This window comes from Streptomyces sp. NPDC014623, assembly GCF_043088245.1.
Lineage (GTDB): Bacteria > Actinomycetota > Actinomycetes > Streptomycetales > Streptomycetaceae > Streptomyces.
This window is the reverse complement of sequence record NZ_JBIBZU010000002.1, coordinates 86,754-108,333: the sequence shown is the minus strand read 5'-3', so window position 1 is coordinate 108,333 and position 21,580 is coordinate 86,754. Positions and strand designations below refer to the sequence as shown.

Sequence of the window (21,580 nt, the reverse complement as noted above, 5' to 3'; positions counted from 1 at the left end):
CCGCCGGTCGAGCCGAAGTGAATCGCTGACCGCCCCTGAAGTCAGGCGGCGCCGGGCCCCCACCGTGACCTGGGGGTCCGGCGCTTACGCGTTCGCTACGCCGCCCTGGCTACTGTTCCGGGCCTGGAAAAGAGGCCCTCCGGGGTGGAGGGCCTCACAGTGGTGCGCGATGAGCGCCCCCGGCAGGACTCGAACCTGCGGCCAAGCGCTTAGAAGGCGCCTGCTCTATCCACTGAGCTACGGGGGCCGGGTGTCGGCCTGATGCCCCGGAGGGCATTGGTTCAAGCCATCCGTGACCTTGCCGGGACAAGGATAGGGCTCCGATCACCTCGTCCCGGTTGCTTCACCTGCGTGGCACGATGTGGAGGTTCGGTGAAGCGAACCGATAATCGCAGGTACGTGCGATTCGTGCACCGCTTTTGGCGTTTCACGGCCCGGGTGTTGTGCAGTCGTTATGCCTGTGCCCCACTCGTCCCCTCTGTCCCCGAGGCGGATTCGCCGCGCAGAGGGGCCTATACGCTTCAAAAAGGCTTCAAAATTGGGCATTCTTCACATGTGGTAACCATGGACGTACGGCCCCAGCTCATCGACGCACTTTCCGCCCTGCGCGACCGTGTCGCTGCCGTGCGTCTCCCACTTCCGCTGCCGGAGGCTCCACGCGCCCGGCAGACGCGGACCGAACTGCTCGCCCAGCTCGACGACTACCTCGTGCCCCGTCTGAAGGATCCCGAGGCACCGCTGCTCGCGGTCATCGGAGGATCCACCGGCGCGGGCAAGTCGACGCTCGTCAACTCGCTGGTGGGATGCCGGATCAGCGAAGCAGGTGTGCTGCGCCCGACCACCCGGACCCCCGTGCTCGTCTGCCACCCCGACGACCACCACTGGTTCGCCGGGGCGCGGGTGCTGCCGCAGCTGACCCGGGTGTGGCTGCCCCCGGGGCAGGTGCCGGACCCGGACGGCCTCGACCACTTCGGGGCCGGGGGCGACCGGGACGACACCGTGCTGCGCGTGGAGACGGCGGCGACCCTGCCCCGGGGGCTCGCCCTCCTGGACGCACCCGACATCGACTCACTCGTCGTACGGAACCGGGTCCTGGCCGCCGAGCTCATCTGCGCCGCCGACGTGTGGGTGATGGTGACCACCGCGTCCCGGTACGCGGACGCCGTGCCGTGGCACCTGCTGCGCACCGCCAAGGAGTACGACGCCTCCCTCGTCATCGTCCTGGACCGGGTACCGCACCAGATGATCGCCGAGGTGTCCCGGCAGTACGCGGCCCTGCTCACCCGGGCCGGTCTGGGCGATGTCCCCCGCTTCACCATTCCGGAGCTGCCCGAGTCCGCGGGCGGCGGCAGTGGCCTGCTGCCCACCACAGCCGTCGCGCCCCTGCGTGCCTGGCTCACCCACCGGGTGCAGGACCCGGCGGCCCGTCAGCAGGCAGTGGGGCGTACGGCGTCCGGGGTCATCGACTCGCTCGACGTACGGATGCCCGAGCTGGCCGGGGCGGTGGCCGCGCAGTACGCCGCGGCCGTGCGGCTGACCGGTGTGGTCGAGGCGGCGTACGGGAAGGAGCTGGGGCGCGTACGGCGATGGCTCCGGGACGGCGCGGTGCTCGCCGGTGGTGCCCGCACCCGGTGGCGCGGATATCCGCTCTACAGCACCGCGGAGGAGCTGCTGGACGCACTCGTGGAGAGCCTGGTGGCCCTGCTGCAGTGCGCCGTGGCCGCCTCCGACGAGCAGATCCGTGCGACCTGGCGGCGTGAGCCCGCCGCCAGGGACTTCCGGTTCGAGGACGCCGGCCGGGAGGAGGGCGGGTGGGGGCCCGCCGAGGACATCCAGGGCCGGATCGGCATGGCCGTACGGCGCTGGCGGCGGGTGCTGGAAGAACTCGCCGAGGAGGAGACGCGGCTGCTCGACCGCAACGCGGCACCCGACGCCGAGACGGTGGCGGCGCTGCTGGCCGCCACCCTCCTCGGCGGACGCCGCGCCAGGGGCGCCGGAGAACAGCTCGCCGAACGGATCGGTGCCCAGGGGGCACTGCGCCTCCGCGACAAGGGCGGGGCACTGCTCACCGACTGTCTGGACCAGGTCATGCACGGGGAGCGCGACCGGCGGATCGCACCGCTGGACGCGCTGGAGGTCACCCCCGATCCGCAGGCCGAACTGATCGCAGCGCTGTCCGTACTGCAGAAGGAGAGGTGGCAGCGATGACTGCCGTCACTGACCGGAGCCGGGACGAGGGCGTGGAGGAGACCCGGCAGGACGACGGGCGGCGCTGGGACGACGGGCTCATCGCGCGCCGTGCCACCGAGGTCGCGCCGGAGGGCGTGGAGGGCGGACCGGCTGCCCAGGACGACCCGGGGCCCCAGGTCGAGGCCTACGCACTGCCCGGCAACCCCCTGCGGCCGCGGCTGGACGCGCTGAGGGAACTGGTCGGGCTCTCCCGCGCCCGGCTCGACGGGGAGACCCTCGCCGAGGCGGGGCGCGTACTCGACGAGGCGTCGGCCCGCCAGCGGCTCTCCTCACGGCACACGGTCGTCGCCGTCGCGGGAGCCACCGGCAGCGGCAAGTCCACCCTCTTCAACGCGCTCGCGGGCATCCAGATCTCCGACACCGGGCTGCGCAGGCCGACCACCTCCGCCCCGATCGCCTGCAGCTGGACCGACGGCGCCGCCGGACTGCTCGACCGGCTGGCCATCCCGGGCCGGCTCCGGCGCAGGCCCGTACAGGGGGGTACGCCCACCGACGAGGCGCTGCAGGGGCTCGTCCTGGTGGACCTGCCCGACCACGACTCGGCGGCGACCGGCCACCGGGAGCAGGTGGACCGGGTACTGGCCCTGGTCGACGCGGTGATCTGGGTCGTCGACCCGGAGAAGTACGCCGACGCGGCCCTGCACGAACGCTATCTGCGGCCCCTCGCCGGGCACGCCGAGATCTCCTTCGTCGTGCTCAACCAGATCGACCGGCTGCCCGGCGAGGCCGCCGACCTGGTCCTGGACGATCTGCGCCGACTGCTCGACGAGGACGGCATGGCGGTGGGGGAACACGGCGAGCCGGGCGTCACGGTCATGTCGCTGTCCGCGCTCACCGGGGCGGGGGTGGGAGACCTGCGCGAGGTGCTGGGCAGGTTCGTCCAGGCCCGTACGGCGGCGGCGCGCAGGCTGTCCGCCGATGTGGACGCGGCCGCCGCGCGGCTCCGGCCGCAGTACGTCGCCGAGGGGCGGCCGGGGCTCGGCGAGCGGGCCCGCGAGGATTTCACCGACCGGCTCGCGGAAGCCGTCGGCGCGGTCGCGGCAGGGCAGGCGGCGGAACGGGAGTGGCGCAGGAACGCGGGGCGGGCCTGCGGGACGCCCTGGCTGCGGCTGTGGCGCTGGTACGAGTCCACCCGGCAGCTGGGCGGTCTCGACCTCATGGCGAAGGTGCTCGCGCCGCCGCCGGAGGAGGAGTTCACCGCCCGGCAGCGTGTGGAGCAGGCCGTGCGGAAGCTGGCCGACGACGCGGTGGAGGGCCTGCCCGCACCCTGGGCGCAGGCCGTGCGTGAGGCGGCGGTGAACGGGGCGAAGGGACTGCCCGAGGCGCTGGACCAGCTGACGAGGAACACACCGACCGGTGGCCGGGGCCGTGGAGCGAACCGGGACACGGGACCCGCTGCGGCCGTCCCGGGCTCCGGTGAATCGGGTTCCGGCGGGCACGGCCCGGGCGGGCGGAGTCCGGCGACGGGGCGGGGGAGGCGTGGCTCCGGGGCCCCGGACACGACTGCCGCGCCCGGCGCGCGGGGCCCCGGCAGCCGTGGCACCAGGCCGCCACGCCCGGCATGGTGGCCTGCGGCGGTACTCGTCCAGGCCTCCATGACGTTGCTCCAGCTCTTCGGGGGCCTGTGGCTGCTCGGCCAGATCGTGGGCGTGCTCGAACCGGGCCTGATCGTCCCCGCCCTGCTCATGCTGGCCGGAGTGCTCGGCGGGCCGCTCGTCGAATGGTCGTGCGCGGCCGCGGCACGGGGCCCCGCGCGCCGGTACGGCCAGGAGGCGGAACGGCGGCTCCGCGAGGCGGCAGCCGGCTGCGGCAGGGCCAGGGTCCTGGACCCGGTGGCCGCGGAGCTGGCGCGCTACCGCGAGGTGCGGGAGCGGTATGCGGCGGTGACGGAGTTGTCCACAACCGGCGGGTAATCCACAGGCCTCCGCGGAATTCCCGGTTTCCGTCCAGCATGGTCACAGCGGATCAGACAGACGTACCGGACCGCACGCCGTCGCACCGCATCGGTGCGGGGCGGGCAGCGGGACGGAAAACGGACGGAATACGGCAGGGAATCGGGGGACGGGAAATGAACGAGACCTTGGTGACGCTGGTGGGAAACGCCGCGACGCCGGTGGACTTCCGGGAGGCGGGGACCGGATCGACGGCGCGATTCCGGTTGGCGGTGACACCTCGGCGGTGGGACCGGGAGCAGCAGATCTGGGCGGACGGCCGCACCAGCTTCTACACGGTATGGGCACGACGGACACTCGCGGGGAATCTGTCCGGTTCGGTCTCGGTCGGAGAGCCGCTCGTCGTGCACGGCCGGCTGAAGGTGCGCGAGGAGGAGCGGGACGGGGTGTGGAAGACCTCCGTGGACGTCGAGGCCCTGGCGGTGGGACACGACCTGACCAGGGGCACGGCAGCGTTCCGGCGGGTGGTCAGAGGCGATCCGGCACTGACGGCGCCTACGCGTCGTCAGAAACCGGCCACGGAAACAGTATCCATGTCCTGAAGGGGAGGGGGCGCGCCGAACAGGGCTATAACGATTATGAGTCGGAATGGTTGTCTGACGGCATGACGGGGGATTCCTCTTCGCTCGCTCCTTACGATTCCCCAGTACCCATGCGGCACTTGAGTTTGCTGGCGAGACACCTCCCACACGCGCGTCATGCGTGAGGTCTCGCCCGGAGGGGAATTCTGTGTTTTCTGTGTCTTCAGCGTCCACTTCGTCGTCGACGGCGGCGGCGGAGGGCTCCATAGGGAGCCGGAGCCGGAGTGGGAACAGGCGGTACGGCCAGGAGCCTGCCGGGAACGGCCGGGGCCGTGGTCTCGTCAGAGCGGCAGCGGCGGTGCTGGCCGGCGGACTGGTGGCCGCGGGAACCCTCGTCGGCGCGACGTCGGCGGCCGCGGACGAGGCCGGACTGCACCAGGGCGGGGCGACCGCCGTGCTGGACGGGCTGAAGACCTATGACAGCGCCGTGCTCCGCACCGGTGGCGAGGGCGGCGAGGCGAACACGACGCAGGAGCTTCCCGCCGGCCTGTTCGAGCTGGACGTCGAGGGCGGCGGCCAGCTGAAGACGTACTGCATCGACATCCACAACCCCACCCAGGACCGGGCGAAGTACCTGGAGACCCCCTGGGACCAGACCTCGCTCGGCGCCAACGAGAGCGCCGGCAAGATCCGCTGGATCCTGCAGCACTCGTACCCGCAGGTCGACGACCTCGCGGGGCTCGCCGACGAGGCCGGTACCGGGCCGCTCACCCCGAAGACTGCGGCTGCGGGCACCCAGGTCGCGATCTGGCGTTTCTCGGACAAGGCCGATGTCGAGGCCAAGGACGCGCACGCGGAGAAGCTGGCCGACTGGCTCGAGAAGAAGGCGCGGAGTGTCGCGGAGCCCAAGGCCTCCGTGGCCCTGGAGCCCACCGCGGTCTCCGGCAAGGCCGGTGAGCGGGTCGGTCCGGTCACCGTCCGCACCGACGCGGGCCAGGTCTCCGTGACCCCGCCCGCCGACGCCGCCGCGGGCGGGGTCAAGGTCACCGACAAGGACGGCAAGCCCGTCACCGAGGCGACCGACGGCTCCGGCCTCTACTTCGACATCCCCGAGGACGCCGCGGACGGCTCGGCCTCGCTGACCGTCCAGGCCACCACGTCCGTACCCGTGGGCCGGGTCTTCGCCGGGCTGACCAAGAGCCAGACCATGATCCTCGCCGGTTCCAGCGAGTCCACGGTCAGCGCGACGGCGAGCGCCACCTGGGCGGAGAAGGGCGCGGTGCCCGCGCTCACCGCGCGGAAGAACTGCGCCAAGGGCGGCGTGGACATCACGGCGGGCAACGAGGGCGACGAGGCCTTCACCTTCGAGCTGGCAGGCATCGAGCACACCATCGCGGCCGGTGAGACCCGCACGGTGACGATCCCGGTCCCCGAGGACCAGGCGTACGACTTCACGATCACCGTCCCCGGGGGCTTCAGCAAGAACTTCAGGGGCGTGCTGGACTGCGCGACCGCCGGAACCCCCGTTCCGGGTGACGACGTCACCACCCAGAGCGGTGCCGAGCCCGTGCCCGCCCGGACCGGTACCGGCTCCGCGGGCGCCGAGGGCGGCCTCGCCGCGACCGGCGGCTCCAGCGCCACCCCGGTCATCGCGGGCGTCGCCATCGCCCTCGTCGTCCTCGGCGGCGGCGCGGTCCTCCTGCTCCGCCGGAAGAAGCCGCACAACAGCGGTGAGTGACTGAGCACAGGCGCAGCGGGAATGCGCGGCGAAAGGCCTGGTACGGACCCCCGTACCAGGCCTTTCGCGTCACCGGGCCGTTCCCGGCGGTCCGGACGGACACGCCGGGAGCGTTCCGGGGGCCGGACTGGTTTCCGTCCGGGTGCGTGCGTCAGGCAAGATGGGTGTATCTGCCCACACCTCTATTGCTGCCGGACGGTTTCTCTTGGCTGAGTACATCTACACCATGCGCAAGACGCGCAAAGCGCACGGCGACAAGGTGATTCTCGATGACGTCAATCTGAACTTCCTGCCCGGCGCGAAGATCGGTGTCGTGGGGCCCAACGGTGCCGGTAAGTCCACGGTGCTGAAGATCATGGCGGGCCTGGAGCAGCCGTCCAACGGTGACGCCTTCCTGTCCCCCGGCTTCAGCGTCGGCATCCTCATGCAGGAACCGGAGCTCGACGAGAACAAGACCGTGCTGGAGAACGTCCAGGACGGCGCCGCCGAGACCATGAGCAAGCTCAAGCGCTTCAACGAGGTCGCCGAGCTCATGGCGACCGACTACTCCGACGCGCTCATGGACGAGATGGGCAAGCTCCAGGAGGACCTGGACCACGCAGGCGCGTGGGACCTCGACGCCCAGCTGGAGCAGGCCATGGACGCCCTGGGCTGCCCGCCCGGCGACTGGCCCGTCGTGAACCTCTCCGGTGGCGAGAAGCGCCGTGTGGCGCTCTGCAAGCTCCTCATCGAGGCCCCGGACCTGCTCCTCCTCGACGAGCCCACCAACCACCTCGACGCCGAGTCGGTGAACTGGCTGGAGCAGCACCTCTCGAAGTACGCGGGCGCCGTCGTCGCCGTCACGCACGACCGGTACTTCCTGAACAACGTCGCCGAGTGGATCCTCGAGCTCGACCGGGGCCGCGCGCTGCCCTACGAGGGCAACTACTCCACCTACCTCGACAAGAAGGCCACCCGCCTCAAGGTCGAGGGCCGCAAGGACGAGAAGCGCGCCAAGCGGCTCAAGGAAGAGCTGGAGTGGGTCCGCTCCAACGCCAAGGGCCGTCAGACCAAGTCCAAGGCACGTCTCGCCCGTTACGAGGAGATGGCGGCCGAGGCGGACAAGATGCGGAAGCTGGACTTCGAGGAGATCCAGATCCCGCCGGGCCCGCGGCTCGGTTCCATCGTCGTCGAGGTCGAGAACCTCTCGAAGGCCTTCGGCGACAAGGTCCTCATCGACGACCTGTCGTTCACGCTGCCGCGCAACGGCATCGTCGGCGTCATCGGCCCGAACGGCGCGGGCAAGACCACGCTGTTCAAGATGATCCAGGGCCTGGAGACCCCCGACTCCGGCGCCATCAAGGTCGGCGACACGGTCAAGATCTCCTACGTCGACCAGTCCCGCGCCAACATCGACCCGAAGAAGACCCTCTGGGCCGTCGTCTCGGACGAGCTGGACTACATCAACGTCGGCCAGGTCGAGATGCCCTCGCGGGCGTACGTCTCCGCGTTCGGCTTCAAGGGCCCGGACCAGCAGAAGCCGGCCGGCGTCCTGTCCGGTGGTGAGCGCAACCGCCTCAACCTGGCGCTGACGCTCAAGGAGGGCGGCAACCTGCTGCTCCTCGACGAGCCCACCAACGACCTCGACGTCGAGACCCTGTCCTCGCTCGAGAACGCACTGCTGGAGTTCCCCGGGGCCGCTGTGGTCATCTCCCACGACCGCTGGTTCCTGGACCGCGTCGCCACGCACATCCTGGCGTACGAGGGCGACTCCAAGTGGTACTGGTTCGAGGGCAACTTCGAGTCCTACGAGAAGAACAAGATCGAGCGTCTCGGTGCGGACGCGGCCCGCCCGCACCGTGCCACGTACAAGAAGCTCACGCGAGGCTGATCGACTTGGCCCGTCACATCTACAGCTGCCCGCTGCGCTGGTCGGACATGGATGCCTTCGGCCACGTGAACAACGTGGTCTTCCTCCGCTACCTGGAGGAGGCGCGCATCGACTTCATGTTCCGGCTGGCGCCGGGGGACGGCTCGCCGTCCTTCTCCGGTGGCTCCGTCGTGGCCCGGCACGAGATCGACTACGTGAGGCCGCTGGTCCACCGGCACACGCCGGTGACCATCGAGTCATGGGTCACGAAGATCACCGCGGCGTCGCTGACGATCGCCTACGAGGTCAAGGACCCCGAGCAGGTGTACGTACGGGCGTCGACGGTCGTCGTGCCCTACAACCTGGCCGAGGGGCGGCCGCGGCGGATAACCGCCGAGGAGAAGCTCTTCCTGCAGGAGTACCTCGACCAGGAGCCCGCCCTCGCATGACAGTGCCCGTACGGTCGCCGCGGTTCGCCGACGCGAGGGAGGCGGCGGATCTCGCCGCCTTCCTCGGCAGGCTGCTGCACTACGACCGGGCCGCCGCCGTCCGCCTCCAGGCGGGCGGCGGCGCGCTGGCGGTCTTCGGCAGGCCGCCGTCGTTCGAGGTCCTCGCGATCCGCACGGTCCGCCTGGCCGGCACCCATGACTTCGACGTCACGGTCTCGGCCGGTGAACTCCTCGAAGCGCTGAACACGGACGGGGACGACGAGACGGCCGGCCTGAGCGCCCTGCCGGCGCCCGTCACCGGGCCGCCCTGGGCCGGGATACTGCCGCCGCGCGGCGGCTGGCAGGAGCGCCCCGGACTGCCGGACCCCGTCGGCCTGCGCACCCGGCTCGCCGACGCCGTGGCCGAATTCCGGGCCCGCGACGCGGCGCTGCCCGAGGACCGGCGTACCCGGGCGGAACGCGAACTGATCGGCCGCGAGATCTGGTCCCGGACGGTCGGCGGCACGGGCCTCCCCCTGCGCGCCGTGCACGCCGCCCAGTCCCTGGGATTCCTGCGCCCGGCCCCCGACTTCCCCGTCGCGCTGCTCACCGCCGGTGTCTGGCTGCGGCTGCGCACGCCGTTCGGCTCGATCGCCCTGCGGGGCCCGGGCGGAGGCCTCGGCACCCTCGCCGTGACGGTCGGCACCGCCTGAGGGCCTTCCCGGGGAGCGCCCGGAAGTCTCTTCGAGGGGTCTACTCCTTCGGTGTGTCCGGCCACACCCCGATGTGGTCCCGCTCCAGTTCCAGCATCACCCGGTGCTCCATCCCCAGCGCCTCGGTGTAGTCCGCGGGCAGTTGCAGCCGGCCCGCCCGGTCGAGCATCGCGTACTCCCGCGCCACCTGGGACTCCTGTCCCGTCGCGGCGTCCACCTCGGTGCGCCGCAGCACTTCGGACGACGTACGGCCGTCGCGGATCGCAACGGTGCGGCGCACCTCGTCCGCCACCGCCTGGTCATGGGTGACGATCACGATCGTCGTACCGAGCTCCTCGTTGGCACGGCGGAACGCGGCGAACACCTGCTCGCCGGTCGCGGAGTCCAGCTCCCCGGTCGGCTCGTCGGCGAGCAGCACCGAAGGGCTGTTCGCCAGGGCCACCGCGAGCGCCACCCGCTGCTGCTGGCCGCCGGACATCTGGGCGGGACGGCGGTCGCGGCAGTCCGTGACCTCCAGCATCTCCAGCAGCGACTCGGCCCGTGCGGCCCGCTCGCGGCTGCGGCCGCCACCGCGCAACTGCATGGGGAGCGTGATGTTCTGTACGGCCGTCAGGTACGACAGCAGGTTGCGGGAGGTCTGCTGCCACACGAAGCCGACGATGTCGCGGCGGTAGCGCAACCGCTCCTTCTGCCCCATCGCCAGCAGGTCGCAGCCCGCCACCTTCGCCGACCCGGCCGTGGGGACGTCCAGACCGGCCAGGATGTTCATCAGGGTCGACTTCCCGCTGCCCGACGCCCCGACCAGGGCCATCAACTCGCCCTGAGCGACCAGCAGGTCGAGCCCCTGAAGCGCCTGCACCTCCACACCGTCCGTGGAGAAGACGCGTACCAGCCGGTCGCAGGCGATCAGGGCGTCGTGCCCGTACTCCGGCCGGTCACGGCGTGCGGCGGCCCGTTGTTCGAGTTCCGCCAGGGTGGTCTCTGTCGACGGTGTCACCGGGTGTCTCCTGCCCTGAGTTCCTTGATCGATCCACGACGGCTCGCCCACCACGCCTGGACGCCGGCCACGGCGGTGGCGAGGAGGACCGCACCGGCCGCCGGGAGCGCCAGCGACCGGATGTCGGCCCGCAACGAAGCGGTGTGCGGTGCCGAGGGGGCGCCACCGGCCAGCGCCAGTGCGCCCAGGTCGACACCGGGCGCCAGCAGGACGATGCTCGCCCAGCCGACGAGGAGCCCGCCGGACGCGGCCATCAGCGCCTGCGGCAGCGCCTCGAACACGAGCAGCCGCCGCCCCTGACGGGTGGTGAGCCCCATGGTGCGCAGCCGGGCCAGGAGCGTGGTGCGCTCCGGTGCGGTCCGCAGCAGGGACAGGAGCACGGCGAGCAGCGCGTATCCGGCGCCCGCCACGACGGCCGCTCCGTAGATCCCTTCGGCACCCGACTGCATCGGGGTGTCCACGAACTTCTCGCGCTCCTCCGTCCGCAGCCGCACCTCGAACTCCGGCCCCGCCTCACGCGCGGCCGCCCGCAGCTCCTGCCCGTCGAGCGAGGACCCGGTGACCAGCAGCGTCGTGGGCCCCCCCGGCGCGAGTCCTTTCGCGTCGACGATCAGGAACTCCGGTTCGCTCACCGCGGAGGTACGCGAGATCACCCCGGCCACCCGCACCGTGATGTCCCCCGCCTGCGACCGGATGGTGCGGGGCCGCTCACCGAGCCGCTCCGCGAGCGCGGGCGAGACGAGGGCGGGGAGCGCCTCGTCCTGTCCCGGCCCGTTCCTCAGCGGGGCAGTGGGGAAGACCGGCAGTCCGGTGCCGCGTGCCAGACGTGCGTACGACTCCGGCTCGACGCCCATCAGGGTCGCGCGCTTCGTGTCCGGTCCGGTGTCCTGGGCTGACGCCAGCGGGGTCCCGTACTCGATGCGCACGGGTGTGACGTCCTGGACGCCGTCCACCGCCCGCACCCGGCGGACGGTGCCGTCGGAGACCGGGGACAGCCCGCCCTCCCCGCTGATCCGGGCGTCCGCGCCGACGGCCCGCAGTGCCGCGTCGTCGCGGGCGTCCGTGACCCCCGCGAGCACCGAGCCGCCGAACGCCGCTGTGGTCAGCGCGATCAGCAGGGCCAGCAGGGGCAGTGTGCCACCCGCCGGGGCCCGGCCCGCCCGGGCCAGCGACAGGAAGCCGACCACCCCCCGCAGCCGCGCCACAGGGCGGGCCGCCAGCCGCAGGGGCAGCGGATACAGCCGCACGAGTACGAGCGCGGCGATCAGCCCCACCAGGACGGGCGCGGCACTGGCCAGCAGATCGGTGCCCGAGCCCGCCACCGTGCCGCGGCGGCGCAGCGCCGCGACCGCGCCGGCCGCGAGGACCAGCACGGTCAGCTCGGCGACCGTGCGACGCCTGCTGGGCCTGGAGTCCACCAGGTCGTCGCGGGCACCGTGCAGCAGCGGCCTGCGGTGTCGCACGGCCGTACGGAGGGGCAGGGCCGCGCAGACGAGCGCCGCGACGGCGGCTGCGCCGAACAGGGCGGGCGGGAACCGGGCCTCGCGGAAGAGCAGCACGGCCGACAGCAGGCCGAGCGCCGCCGCGGGCAGTGCGGCCACCGCCGTCTCGGCCAGCAGCCGCCCGCCGATGCCCCGCAGCGAGCCTCCGCGGGCGCGCAGCAGGGCCAGCTCCTGGTGACGGCGGGCACTGATCAGCCCGCCCGTCATCAGCAGGACGACGGCGGCGACCGCCCCGATCCCGGCCGCGGCGACCGTGACGACGGGGCCGATGGCCTGACGCATCGCGAAATAGCTGCCGAGGACCGCGTCCAGGTTCGTGGTGAGCGTCGCGTTGGGCCCCACCAGGGCACGCAGCTCCAGCAGCCCGGGGCCGTTCTCCAGCGTGGCGACGGCGTCCCGCAGCCGGGGGGCGTCGGCCGCGGTGAGACCGGTGGCGTCCGGGGCGAGGCGCCAGTACAGCTCGGGTTCGCCCGTGGTGTCCAGCAGGGCCGGCCCGGTGCCTTCCGCCAGGAGCAGTGTCGCCGTCCAGTAGAGGACCGGTGTCGGGGAACCCGGATCCTGGATCAGCGACGGGGCGCGGTAGAGGGGATCGACCGCCCAGTAACCGCTCTCCGGGTGCAGCGGTTTCACGAGGCCCGTGATCCGGACGGTGAGCGGCTTCCCGCCCTGGGTGGGCACCGTGATCGTGGAACCCGGCTTCATCCTCAGCTCCGCCGCGGTCTCCTCGGTGACGGCCGCCTCCACCTCACCGGCGCCGGCGGTCACCTCACCGCGCGCGACGGGCAGGCGGCCCGCGGCCAGCCTGCTGTGCTCGCCGAGTGCCGACGGGACGGCGTAGTGCAGCTGCGGGGGCATCGCGTCGGGGCGGGGCAGCCAGGGCTCCTCCGCGACGATCGGCTTCGCCGTGTGCACCCCGTAGGAGGAGAACCGCGGATCCACGCGTACGGGTTCGGGAAGCGCCTTCACCAGCGCGTGGTGGCCGCCGGCCAGCGACTCCTCCCGCATGGCCTGCTCCCGCACCGGACGCGGCGCGGAGAGCGGGGGCGGCGGCGACGTCACCTCGAGCACACTCTGCCCGGGCGGGACGGTCGTGATGTCGTGGCGCAGCGCCTTCGCCTCGTACGCGTCCACGGCACGCGGGAACGCGGCGGCGAGGAAAGCGGTCAGGAACACCAGGACCGCGAGGGCGGCAAAGACACCGGGAGCGGTGCGCAGCCTCGTACGCACCCAAGGGGCGCAGGCGGCGGGGATCTCGGTGGCGTTCATCAGTTGTCCCCCTGGTGGCGCAGCGACACCGCGGGGTCGCCGCGGCGCAGTGTGATCGCGGCGACGATCAGCAGCGGCAGCGCGGCGACCGAGGTGAGCAGGGCCGCGACCTGGCCGGCCGGCAGCAGCACCAGCACGTCCGGCACGGGCCTGGCGGCCTGCCCGGTCAGCACGACGAGCGGCACGACGGCCCGGGTCAGCACCGCCCCGAGGACGAGCCCGGTCAGCAGGGCCAGGGAGATCAGTACGCCCTGCTCCGCGGCCGTCGTCCCGGCCAGCCGGCGGCGGGATGCGCCCAGAGCCCGCAGCACGGCGAACTCGGCGGCCCGTTCGCGCTGCGAGCCGACGAGTCCGACGGCGAATCCGACCGCGGCCAAGGCGGCGGCCACCACGGCGACGGCCGGCAGCGCGGCCTGCGGCCCCGCCCCCAGGGGGTCGTCCGCCAGTTCCCGGGCCACCTCGTCACGCACCCGCACCTGCGCCGCATCGGCCCCGGGCAGCCCGCGCAGCTCGGCCGCCACCTCCGGGCCGTCGCCGGGCGCGGTGCTCAGCCACCACTCGGTGGGCGCGAGGGCGGCCCCCGGCCGGTGGGCGAGCACCTGCGACACCGCCCTGAGATCCAGCAGCAGGCTGCCGCCCGGCTTCGTGGACGGCTCCGGGGCGTCCTCGGGCAACCCGGAGGCCGCCCCGGGACCGGTGGTCGGGAGTTGCCGCACCGACTTCACCAGGGTCACCCGGACCGTGCTGCCCGCCAGAGTGAGATCGATCTCCTGGCCCGGCTCCGCCCCCGCGTACCTCAGATACGCGTCGGTGGCCACGGCCTTCGGAGCCGTGGCCGGCGGGCGGGCCGCGGTGACGCGGAGAGTGCTGACAGGGTCGCCGTGGAGGACGCCGTCGTCGCGGGTGCGGCCGGTCTCGTACCGGAAGGCCGGTGAGGCACCCGTGCCCGTCACCGCCTCCGGTTTCCTGCCGGCCTGTTCCTCCCCGGCCGCGGCCATGGTCACTCCCGCCTGCCAGCGCACCCCGTCCGAGGCAGGGGCCGGCTGCTCGCCGCCACCCGCGGTGAGCGCCCTGAGCCCGGTCACGGAGACCAGGCGCGTCTCGGCGCGGCCCTCCGGCACGTCGCTGTCGAGTTCGAAACCCGTCACCGCCAGCTCTCCCGACGCCGACACGGGGAAGGACACGGCGTGTGCGCGGCCGTCGACCGGGACGGTGCCCGCCCCCACCCGGTACCCGATGCCGTAACGGTCCTCCAGCAGCACGCTGACCAGCACCGCCGAATCCGACGGTGACCTCCCGCCGGGCGCCGAGGTGTCACCGACCCGGAGGTCGAACAGCACCCGTTCACTGCCCTCGGGCAGGAGCACCCCGACCCGGGCGGTCCCCTGCGGTGCGATCGCGTCGAACAGCTCCCGCGGTGACGTACCGGAGAGGTCCTCGCGCATCAGCATCAGCTCGTCCGCGTGCGCGGTGTCCAGGGCGAGCACCTCGGCCGTCCGCCCGCCGGAGAGACCGGCTGTCGTGCGGAACGCCGGAGCCGCCTCCCGCACGCCCGGCAGATCCGTGTAGGCGGCGGCCCTCGCCGGGTCACCGGACGGTGTGCCGACCACGCGCACCGACGCACCCGACCTGAAGTCGGCCTGGTCACGCTGCGAACGGTCCCACGAAGCGCTCTGACCGATGGCCAGCATGCCCATCGCGACCGACAGGACCAACAGCAGTACCGGACCCGCACCCCGCAGCGGGCGCCGGCTGAACTGCCAGCCCGCCAGGGCGGCGGACAGGCCACGGCCGCCTGCCGCCCGTCGCTCGGCGAGCCGGGCGGCCGGGGGGAGCAGGCGCAGGGTCAGGACGGTGCCCGCGAGCAGGGCCAGCGCGGGGGCGGCGACGAGCAGCGGATCGATGCCCAGTTCACCCTCCCGGCCGCCGCTGAGCACACCGCTGCCGGACGTCCCCGTCTGCCGGTCCAGCTGCCAGTACGCCACCCCGGCGATCAGCAGCAGCCCGAGGTCGGCCCCCGCCCGCACCGGAGCGGGCAGCGCCGCCGCCCGGGCGCCCCGGCGTCCCGCGCCCGCCGCCAGGGCGGGCGCGACCACCGCGAGCGCGCACGCCAGTGCGACGGCGCCCGCCACCAGCCAGACCGTGCCGTCCACCGCCCCGTCCAGTCGCAGCCCGATCCGGCCGAGCTCGCTCCGGTCCGCGAGCAGCCTGGTCAGGGGACCGGCCAGCAGCGGTGCGAAGACGGCGGCGGGCACCGCGATCAGCAGCGCCTCGACCGCGGCCAGCGAAGCGATACGTCCTCCGGATCCGCCCCGCGCGCGCAGCAGTTCGGTCTCGCCGCCCCGCTCGCCGCTCAGCAGCCCGGCCACGAGCAGCAGGGCGTATCCGGCGAGCAGGACCAGCTGCACGGCGACGATCACGACCGTGGAGCGGGACACCAGCAGCCCACGCTCGATCCGGTCGATGACGGCCGGCAGCGATGTCCGCACCGTGGCCCCGTCCCCGAACACCGAGGAGCCGGACAGTGCTTTCGGGCCTGCCGTCGACGCGCGGTGCAGAGCTCCGGTCCGGCCGGTCGTCACCGTGCGGAAGTCGGCGGACGCCAGCCAGGACACCGGGCCGGCGCTGATCCTGGCCGACCCCAGCACGGCCGGGTCGGCCAGCAGCGGGCCGTAGGTGGTGAAGACGACCTCGCGGACGCCCCGCCCGCCGAGCGCGTCCAGCCGCCAGTACGGGTCGTCCAGGTCGGACGCCTCGTAGAGAGCGGTGATCTCGACCGGCAGCGGCGCCTCGGTCATCCGGTCGGTGAGGGTGACCCGGGAGCCCGGCCCCAGCTTCAGCGCCTCGGCGGCGGCGCGCGGCAGCGCGACCTGCACGGGCTCCTTCGCGCCCCCCGCCCCGGCGTCCGGCAGGCGGCCGGCGACGAGGCGCACACGGCTGCGGTCCAGCGAGGCGAGGTGCGTCAGGTCGGGTTCACCGCGCTGCGCGGCAGGTGCCCGGACGGCGCGCGGCAGGGCGTAGGCCCCGGAGCTCTCCAGCTTCCGCACGGTCACCGGCAGCCCGTCGAACGTGCTGCGGGCCGACCGGCGCACCATGGCGTCGGCCTCCTCGCGCCGCTCGCGGTCCACGTCGGCGGAGACGAGGAGGGAGGCCTGCCCGGCGGAGCGGTGGGTGAGCGTGTGCCGCAGCGCGGCGTCGCCCATGGAACCGGAGAACGCGGTGAGCGCGGCCAGCGCACAGGTGGTGAGCAGCACGGCCAGGACGGCGGCGGAGAGCAGGAGCCGGTGCGCACGCACCCGCAGAAGGACGAACCCCGTCACCTGATCCCCCGAACCCTCAGCAGCCGCACACCCCCCGGTGTGTACCGGATGCTTTCAGAGTGCACGGGCCCCTGGAACCGCTCGTGGGCGCACCTTGACGGGATCGTGACCGTGATGCGGCTGCGTGGCACCGGAATCCGCGCAGGGGGTCAGCCCGCGGTGTTGATCATCGAGGCGGCGGCGTAGGTGAGGTACTCCCACAACTGCCGCTCCTGCTCGGGAGGAAGAGCGAGCTCGTCGAGGGCCACCCGCATGTGGCGGAGCCAGGCGTCGTGCGCCGCCCGGTCCACCTGGAACGGCGCGTGCCGCATCCGCAGCCGGGGATGGCCCCGCTGGTCGCTGTAGGTGCGCGGACCGCCCCAGTACTGCATCAGGAACAGCGCGAACCGTTCCTCGGCGGGGCCCAGATCCGCCTCCGGATACATCGGACGCAGCAGCGGGTCGTCCGCGACGCCCTGGTAGAAGCGGTGGACCAGGCGCCGGAACGTCTCCTCGCCGCCGACCTGCTCGTAGAAGGTCTGCTCCTGAAGCGTGTCGCGCGGAATCTCTGTCACCCGTCCATCGTCGCAGACGCGTCGGCCGAGGACCGGGGTCCTAGGACCCCGGTCGACGCCCGACGGGCGTCCGGCCCGCCGGATCAGTCGCGGCGGACCGTGATCGTCGTCCAGGCACCGACGTGCACCCGGTCACCGTCCTGGAGCGGAACGGGGACATAGGGCTGGATCGGGTCCTCGGCACCGTTGAGCGTGGTGCCGTTGGTGGAGTTCTGGTCGACGACGGCCCAGCTGCCGTCCGGCTGCCGCACCAGCACGGCGTGCTGGTGCGAGACGCCCGGGTCCTCCGGCGGGACGGAGAGATCGATGTCGGGGGACTCACCGGTGCTGTGCCGGCGGCGGCCGACGGTGATCTGGCCGCCGGTGAGCGCAAGACGCTGTTCCGGGGAGTACGCGGGCAGGTTGAGCCCGGTCGCCTCGGGACCGCTGCGCTGCATCATCGCCAGGAAGTAGTCACGGTCCGGGGCGATGACGGCCGTCCAGCTGCCCGGCCCCTCATCCCGCCCGCCCTGGGCAGGACCCCGGCCGGGGAACTGCTGGTGCGGGGGCTGAGGCGCCTGGCCGGCCGGAGGCGCCTGCGGGCCCTGCTGGAAGGCCTGCGGAGACTGCTGCTGCGAGGGCGGCGGCAGCATCCAGTCGTCGCCCTCACCGGTCTGCGGCGCCTGCGGCCGCTGAGGCGCCGCAGGCGCGCTCTGCTGCTGGAACGACGGCGGGGGAGGCGGCCCCTGCCGCTGCGGCTCGAACGGCGAGGGCGGAGCACCCTGCGATCCCTGCCCCTGCTGGCCGGGCCCCTGCTGGCCGGGCCCCTGCTGGCCCGGGACCTGCTGGCCCGGACGGCCCTGGGGATCGAACGGCGAGGGGGGACCCTGCCGGTCCGGCCGGCCGGGCGCCTGCCCCTGCTGCCCCTGCGCCTCGAACGGCGAGGGCGACTGCTGCTGGAACGACGGCGGAGCCGGCGGCCCCTGCTGGAAGGACGGCGGGGGAGGCGGTCCCGGGCGGCTGCCTTCCTCCGGCGAGAGCGGCTCGGCCGGCCGGTTCATCTGCGAAGGCCGGGAGCCCTGGTACTCGAACGGGTCCCGCTGCTGCGACGGCGGGCCCTGCCGCGCCTGGAACCCGGGCGGCAGATTCAGGCCGGGCGCCGGGCCGCCGGTGCCGCCCTGCGGAGCCAGCGGGGTGTACGACGTCGCCGTGTTCGTGAGGAAGTTCCAGCGGCACTCCTCGCAGTACGGCGCCATCGCCTCACGCGGGGTGCGGCACTGCGGGCAGAGTTCGGCCTGTGCGGTCGGCTGTCCGGTGCCGGGCACCTGCGGGTAGCCGTAACCGGGCGCGGAGGGCGGAGGAGGCGGCGGGACCGCGCCCGCGGGCGCGTCCGTCCCGGCCATGCGGTGTCCGCAGACCTCGCACCAGTCCTCGGAACCCGACTGGTGTCCGTTCGGGCAGGTCGGCATGTCGGCGCTTCCCCCTCTCCTCGTCCGGCCCGGAGGCCGCCATGCTTGTCGGTGCACCGTCCGGTCGGCCGGGGCGGCTCTCCGTACGGCTGTGTCGTTGCCGTTCGTGCGGCTGTCGCTCGTGCCGCTATCTCTTGACGCGAACCGTCTTGGTCGAGCGCGTTTCGAGTGTCATCTCGTCCGCTTCCGCGACCCTCGCTTTCAGTCGCACAGTACCGGTCGCCGCGTCGACGACGTCGACCACCTTCGAAAGCAGTTTCGCAGTATCCGCGTTCCCGGAGACCGACGCGAGCTGCACCGCACGGCCCAGTTTCGCCGTCGCGCCGTCGAAGTCTCCCGATTTACGCGCATCCAGACCCTGCTGGATGACTTGTGCCAGTTCCGCCTGTCCTGTGTAGTGCGCCACCTGGGGGTTGATCGAGGTGGACGCAGCCATGTCATCCGTCCACACGGCGCGTACGAGGCCCTGGGCGAGGGTCCGCGGGGCGCCGCCGGACGGGGCCGGCAGGATCAGCGAGACCCTGGCCGCCAGCATCTCCTGGCCGATCCCGGCTTCCGGGACCCTGACGCACACGTGGTAGTCCCGGGACTCGTCGCCCCAGGAGCCGGTCGGGTAGTCGCCGACGCGAGGCCCGGCCCCGGTGCGGCGGCCGGTCAGTTCGGCCATCGTGGGCGCCACCTGCTTGACGAACACGATCTCGGCACCGACGGGCGTCCAGAGCCGCAGCGCCACGTCCGCGACCTCCTTGCCCATCGCGTTCTCCATCATCTGTGTGAAATCCGCGGCGAGACCTGCCGGATCGGCGACGATGTCGGCCGTGCCGAGCAGGGCGGAGGCTATCCCCGTGACCTCTCCCACCTCCCAGTCGGTGCCGACACCCCTCGCGTCACAGGTGAAGCGGCCCGCACAGGAATCCAGGGCCGCCCGCAGCTCCTCGGGGGTCTCGTGCTCGTTGCGTCCGTCGGTGAGGAGGACGCCGTGCCGGATGTCCACCCCGGTGGCCGCCCCGAGCAGCCGGTCGGCCAGCCGCAGCCAGGTCCCGACAGCCGTGCCCCCGCCCGCGCTCAGCCGGCGCAGGGCCTCCTTCGCCCGGGCCCTGGTCCGCGGGCCGGCCGTCGCCAGCTGCCCGTCGCCCGGATAGACCTCGCCGGCCACGTGCGTGCCCGCGACGACGGCGAACCGCGTGCCGTCCCGCAGGGCGTCGATGGCCGCCGCCGTGGCGTCGCGGGCGTTGCGCATCTTCGCCGGGGGGTGGTCCATCGATCCCGAGCAGTCGACCATGAGCACCACGGCGGCGTTCGGAGACCGCCCCGCCACGCGCCCGGACGCCGGGGCGGCGTCGGTCAGCGGCACGCCGCCGGCCGTCCCTCCGCCCGTGGACGTGACGGTGACGATCGCGTTGACGTCGCGGCCGCCCTCGGGCAGGAATTCGTTCTGGTACACCTCCACGGAGAACCGCGGCACGGTGGACTTGGAGAAGTTGGCCATCTGATCGGCTCCTTGAGGCCCCACGTATGGCGGACGAAGACGGATGCGACGAAGACAGATGCGACGAAGACGGATGTGACGAAGGCAGAGCTGCGGACGGGGCCCAGGACGGAGGCCGCGGGACACGGACGCACACGGTGCGGAGCGAGAAGGACGTAGGGACAGGGCGGGACGCCGGCCGGGCGCCCGGCGGACCGGCCGTGGCTCAGGCCGATCCTGCCCCTCGTGCCGCCACGGTGAACGGCAGCAGCGCCACTGTTACGTTGTCGTGGCCCCCGCCGTCGAGCGCGTGACCGACCAGCACCTGGGCTCCGTGCAACGGCCGTTCGCAGGCCCCGGGCGGCACGACCGCGGCCATCTCCTCCGCCGCTTCCGCGTAGTTCCACAGTCCGTCGGTGCACACCACCACCAGGCCGGACCTGTCCGGTTCGAACGCCGCGGTGTGCGGCTCCAGTTCGTAGGCGTCGGCGCCGAGCCAGCCCGTGATGGCGTGGGCGCGCTCGTCGGCGTACGCCTCCGCCTCGTTCATCAGACCGGCCGCCACCATCTGCGCGGCCCAGGAGTCGTCCTCCGTGAGCCGGGCCGGCGGAGCGGTGCGGTCCTCGGGGACCCAGTAGACACGGCTGTCGCCGACCCAGCCGACGATCAGCAGGCCACCCGCCATGATCGCGCCGACCAGGGTGCAGGCCGGTGCGTTCCGATGACGGTGCTGATCGTGCTCCAACGCCTGCCCGGGCTCCTGGGCCAGCGCGTTGACGGCTTCGGACGCGGTCAGGATCGCCTCGCGCATGGCCTGCTGCGGATGCACTCCGCGGGGCAGCGACTCCAGAAGCGACTCGTTGGCGGCGCTCGCCGCCGCGGCCGACGCCTCGTCGGGGCGGCTCGCCGACGAGACACCGTCGCACACGATCGCGACGACGGCCGGTGAACCGTCCGGCAGGGCGGTGCAGGACACCGCGAACGAGTCCTCGTTGCGGTGGTGGCGCAGACCCCGGTCGCTGACCGCCGCCACCACGCCGAGCTCCTGCTCCATGTGGTCCCGCTCACGGGGCTGGGCATGGCCGCAGTTCTCGCAGTAGCCGTCGGTGTCCACATGGCCCGAGCGGCAGGCCACACAGACCTTGGGGCCCGCCGCCGAGGCTGCGGCGGCGGCGTGCTCCGCCGTACGGGGGTCGGGCGCGGCCGGCTCGGAGCCGCCGGAAGTGCCGTCCGGGCCGCCCGGCTCGTCGGAGCGGACCGCCACCCGGTCCGCGGTGGGCAGGGGCCGGCCGCCCGAGTCGACGCCCGGGAGGTCGGCCGGGCGGTGCGTGGGCGCCGGGACGTCGGCGCTGTCCGTCCCGGCGGCGGGAGGCCACTCGACGGCATCGGCGGCGGCAGGAGCCCCCGCGCCCTGCGGGGGCACGGTGACGGCGGCCGTCGGACGGCCGGCCGGCGGCGCCGGCACGGCCGCGAGGTCGTACCCGCACGCTCCGCAGAAGCGGTCGCCCGACTCCAGCGGTTCCTCACAGCTGGGGCACCCCGGCAAGGAGGCCTGCTGGTGGATCTGTGACATC

14 protein-coding genes and 1 tRNA gene are annotated in these 21,580 nt (G+C 73.2%); 7 read left to right on the top strand and 8 right to left on the bottom strand.

Going from position 1 to position 21,580, the window contains the following annotated elements; genetic code table 11:
- Positions 1 to 174: 174 nt before the first annotated feature.
- Positions 175 to 247, bottom strand: a tRNA-Arg gene (locus ACF1FZ_RS04515).
- A 317-nt stretch (positions 248 to 564) separates the two neighbouring features.
- On the opposite strand from ACF1FZ_RS04515, the gene ACF1FZ_RS04510 reads away from it, so the two are divergent.
- From ACF1FZ_RS04510 to ACF1FZ_RS04480, 7 genes are all read left to right on the top strand, one after another.
- Positions 565 to 2,208, top strand: a complete 1,644-nt coding sequence (locus ACF1FZ_RS04510; RefSeq protein WP_391771885.1) for an ATP-binding protein — start codon at positions 565 to 567, stop codon at positions 2,206 to 2,208.
- Positions 2,205 to 4,163: a GTPase gene (locus tag ACF1FZ_RS04505; RefSeq protein WP_391771884.1), complete on the top strand. Its 1,959-nt coding sequence runs from the start codon at positions 2,205 to 2,207 to the stop codon at positions 4,161 to 4,163. Before ACF1FZ_RS04510 ends, ACF1FZ_RS04505 begins: the two co-directional genes overlap by 4 nt.
- Positions 4,164 to 4,318: 155 nt before the next feature.
- A complete protein-coding gene (locus ACF1FZ_RS04500) occupies positions 4,319 to 4,744 on the top strand; it encodes a single-stranded DNA-binding protein (RefSeq protein WP_391771883.1) in 426 nt (141 codons plus the stop codon).
- A 187-nt stretch (positions 4,745 to 4,931) separates the two neighbouring features.
- Entirely contained in the window at positions 4,932 to 6,461 is a 1,530-nt protein-coding gene (locus ACF1FZ_RS04495; RefSeq protein WP_391771882.1) for a Cys-Gln thioester bond-forming surface protein, read from the top strand.
- Between the two features lie 205 nt (positions 6,462 to 6,666).
- A complete protein-coding gene (gene ettA / locus ACF1FZ_RS04490; RefSeq protein ID WP_391771881.1) occupies positions 6,667 to 8,331 on the top strand; it encodes an energy-dependent translational throttle protein EttA in 1,665 nt (554 codons plus the stop codon).
- 5 nt (positions 8,332 to 8,336) lie between these two features.
- A complete protein-coding gene (locus tag ACF1FZ_RS04485; protein WP_391771880.1) occupies positions 8,337 to 8,759 on the top strand; it encodes an acyl-CoA thioesterase in 423 nt (140 codons plus the stop codon).
- Entirely contained in the window at positions 8,756 to 9,451 is a 696-nt protein-coding gene (locus ACF1FZ_RS04480) for a hypothetical protein (protein ID WP_391771879.1), read from the top strand. The genes ACF1FZ_RS04485 and ACF1FZ_RS04480 overlap by 4 nt, the downstream gene beginning before the upstream one ends.
- A 40-nt stretch (positions 9,452 to 9,491) precedes the next feature.
- Here ACF1FZ_RS04480 and ACF1FZ_RS04475 read toward each other — a convergent pair whose 3' ends face one another.
- The 7 genes from ACF1FZ_RS04475 to ACF1FZ_RS04445 form a co-directional block, all read right to left on the bottom strand.
- Complete coding sequence (locus ACF1FZ_RS04475) at positions 9,492 to 10,448, bottom strand: ABC transporter ATP-binding protein (protein ID WP_391771878.1); 957 nt, start codon at positions 10,446 to 10,448, stop codon at positions 9,492 to 9,494.
- Entirely contained in the window at positions 10,445 to 13,216 is a 2,772-nt protein-coding gene (locus ACF1FZ_RS04470) for an ABC transporter permease (protein ID WP_391771877.1), read from the bottom strand. The genes ACF1FZ_RS04475 and ACF1FZ_RS04470 overlap by 4 nt, the downstream gene beginning before the upstream one ends.
- Positions 13,216 to 16,536: an FtsX-like permease family protein gene (locus ACF1FZ_RS04465; RefSeq protein WP_391771876.1), complete on the bottom strand. Its 3,321-nt coding sequence runs from the start codon at positions 16,534 to 16,536 to the stop codon at positions 13,216 to 13,218. Before ACF1FZ_RS04465 ends, ACF1FZ_RS04470 begins: the two co-directional genes overlap by 1 nt.
- 149 nt (positions 16,537 to 16,685) lie before the next feature.
- Positions 16,686 to 17,090 (bottom strand): globin, encoded by a 405-nt coding sequence (locus ACF1FZ_RS04460; RefSeq protein WP_391771875.1) that lies wholly within the window; start codon positions 17,088 to 17,090, stop codon positions 16,686 to 16,688.
- Positions 17,091 to 17,173: 83 nt separating this feature from the next.
- The gene (locus ACF1FZ_RS04455) at positions 17,174 to 18,538 is read right to left on the bottom strand and encodes an FHA domain-containing protein (RefSeq protein ID WP_391771874.1); all 1,365 of its coding nucleotides are present in this window, start codon (positions 18,536 to 18,538) and stop codon (positions 17,174 to 17,176) included.
- Between the two features lie 127 nt (positions 18,539 to 18,665).
- On the bottom strand, positions 18,666 to 20,027 hold the full coding sequence (locus tag ACF1FZ_RS04450) for a VWA domain-containing protein (RefSeq protein ID WP_391771873.1): 1,362 nt from the start codon (positions 20,025 to 20,027) through the stop codon (positions 18,666 to 18,668).
- Positions 20,028 to 20,232: 205 nt separating this feature from the next.
- Positions 20,233 to 21,579 (bottom strand): PP2C family serine/threonine-protein phosphatase, encoded by a 1,347-nt coding sequence (locus tag ACF1FZ_RS04445; protein ID WP_391771872.1) that lies wholly within the window; start codon positions 21,577 to 21,579, stop codon positions 20,233 to 20,235.
- Between the last annotated feature and the right edge of the window lies 1 nt (position 21,580).

Coding starts and splice junctions, on each gene's coding strand:
- ACF1FZ_RS04510 (WP_391771885.1), top strand. CDS start 565: ATGGACGTACGGCCCCAGCTCATCGACGCACTTTCCGCCCTGCGCGAC.
- ACF1FZ_RS04505 (WP_391771884.1), top strand. CDS start 2,205: ATGACTGCCGTCACTGACCGGAGCCGGGACGAGGGCGTGGAGGAGACC.
- ACF1FZ_RS04500 (WP_391771883.1), top strand. CDS start 4,319: ATGAACGAGACCTTGGTGACGCTGGTGGGAAACGCCGCGACGCCGGTG.
- ACF1FZ_RS04480 (WP_391771879.1), top strand. CDS start 8,756: ATGACAGTGCCCGTACGGTCGCCGCGGTTCGCCGACGCGAGGGAGGCG.
- ACF1FZ_RS04470 (WP_391771877.1), bottom strand. CDS start 13,216: ATGAACGCCACCGAGATCCCCGCCGCCTGCGCCCCTTGGGTGCGTACG.
- ACF1FZ_RS04455 (WP_391771874.1), bottom strand. CDS start 18,538: ATGCCGACCTGCCCGAACGGACACCAGTCGGGTTCCGAGGACTGGTGC.
- ACF1FZ_RS04450 (WP_391771873.1), bottom strand. CDS start 20,027: ATGGCCAACTTCTCCAAGTCCACCGTGCCGCGGTTCTCCGTGGAGGTG.
- ACF1FZ_RS04445 (WP_391771872.1), bottom strand. CDS start 21,579: ATGTCACAGATCCACCAGCAGGCCTCCTTGCCGGGGTGCCCCAGCTGT.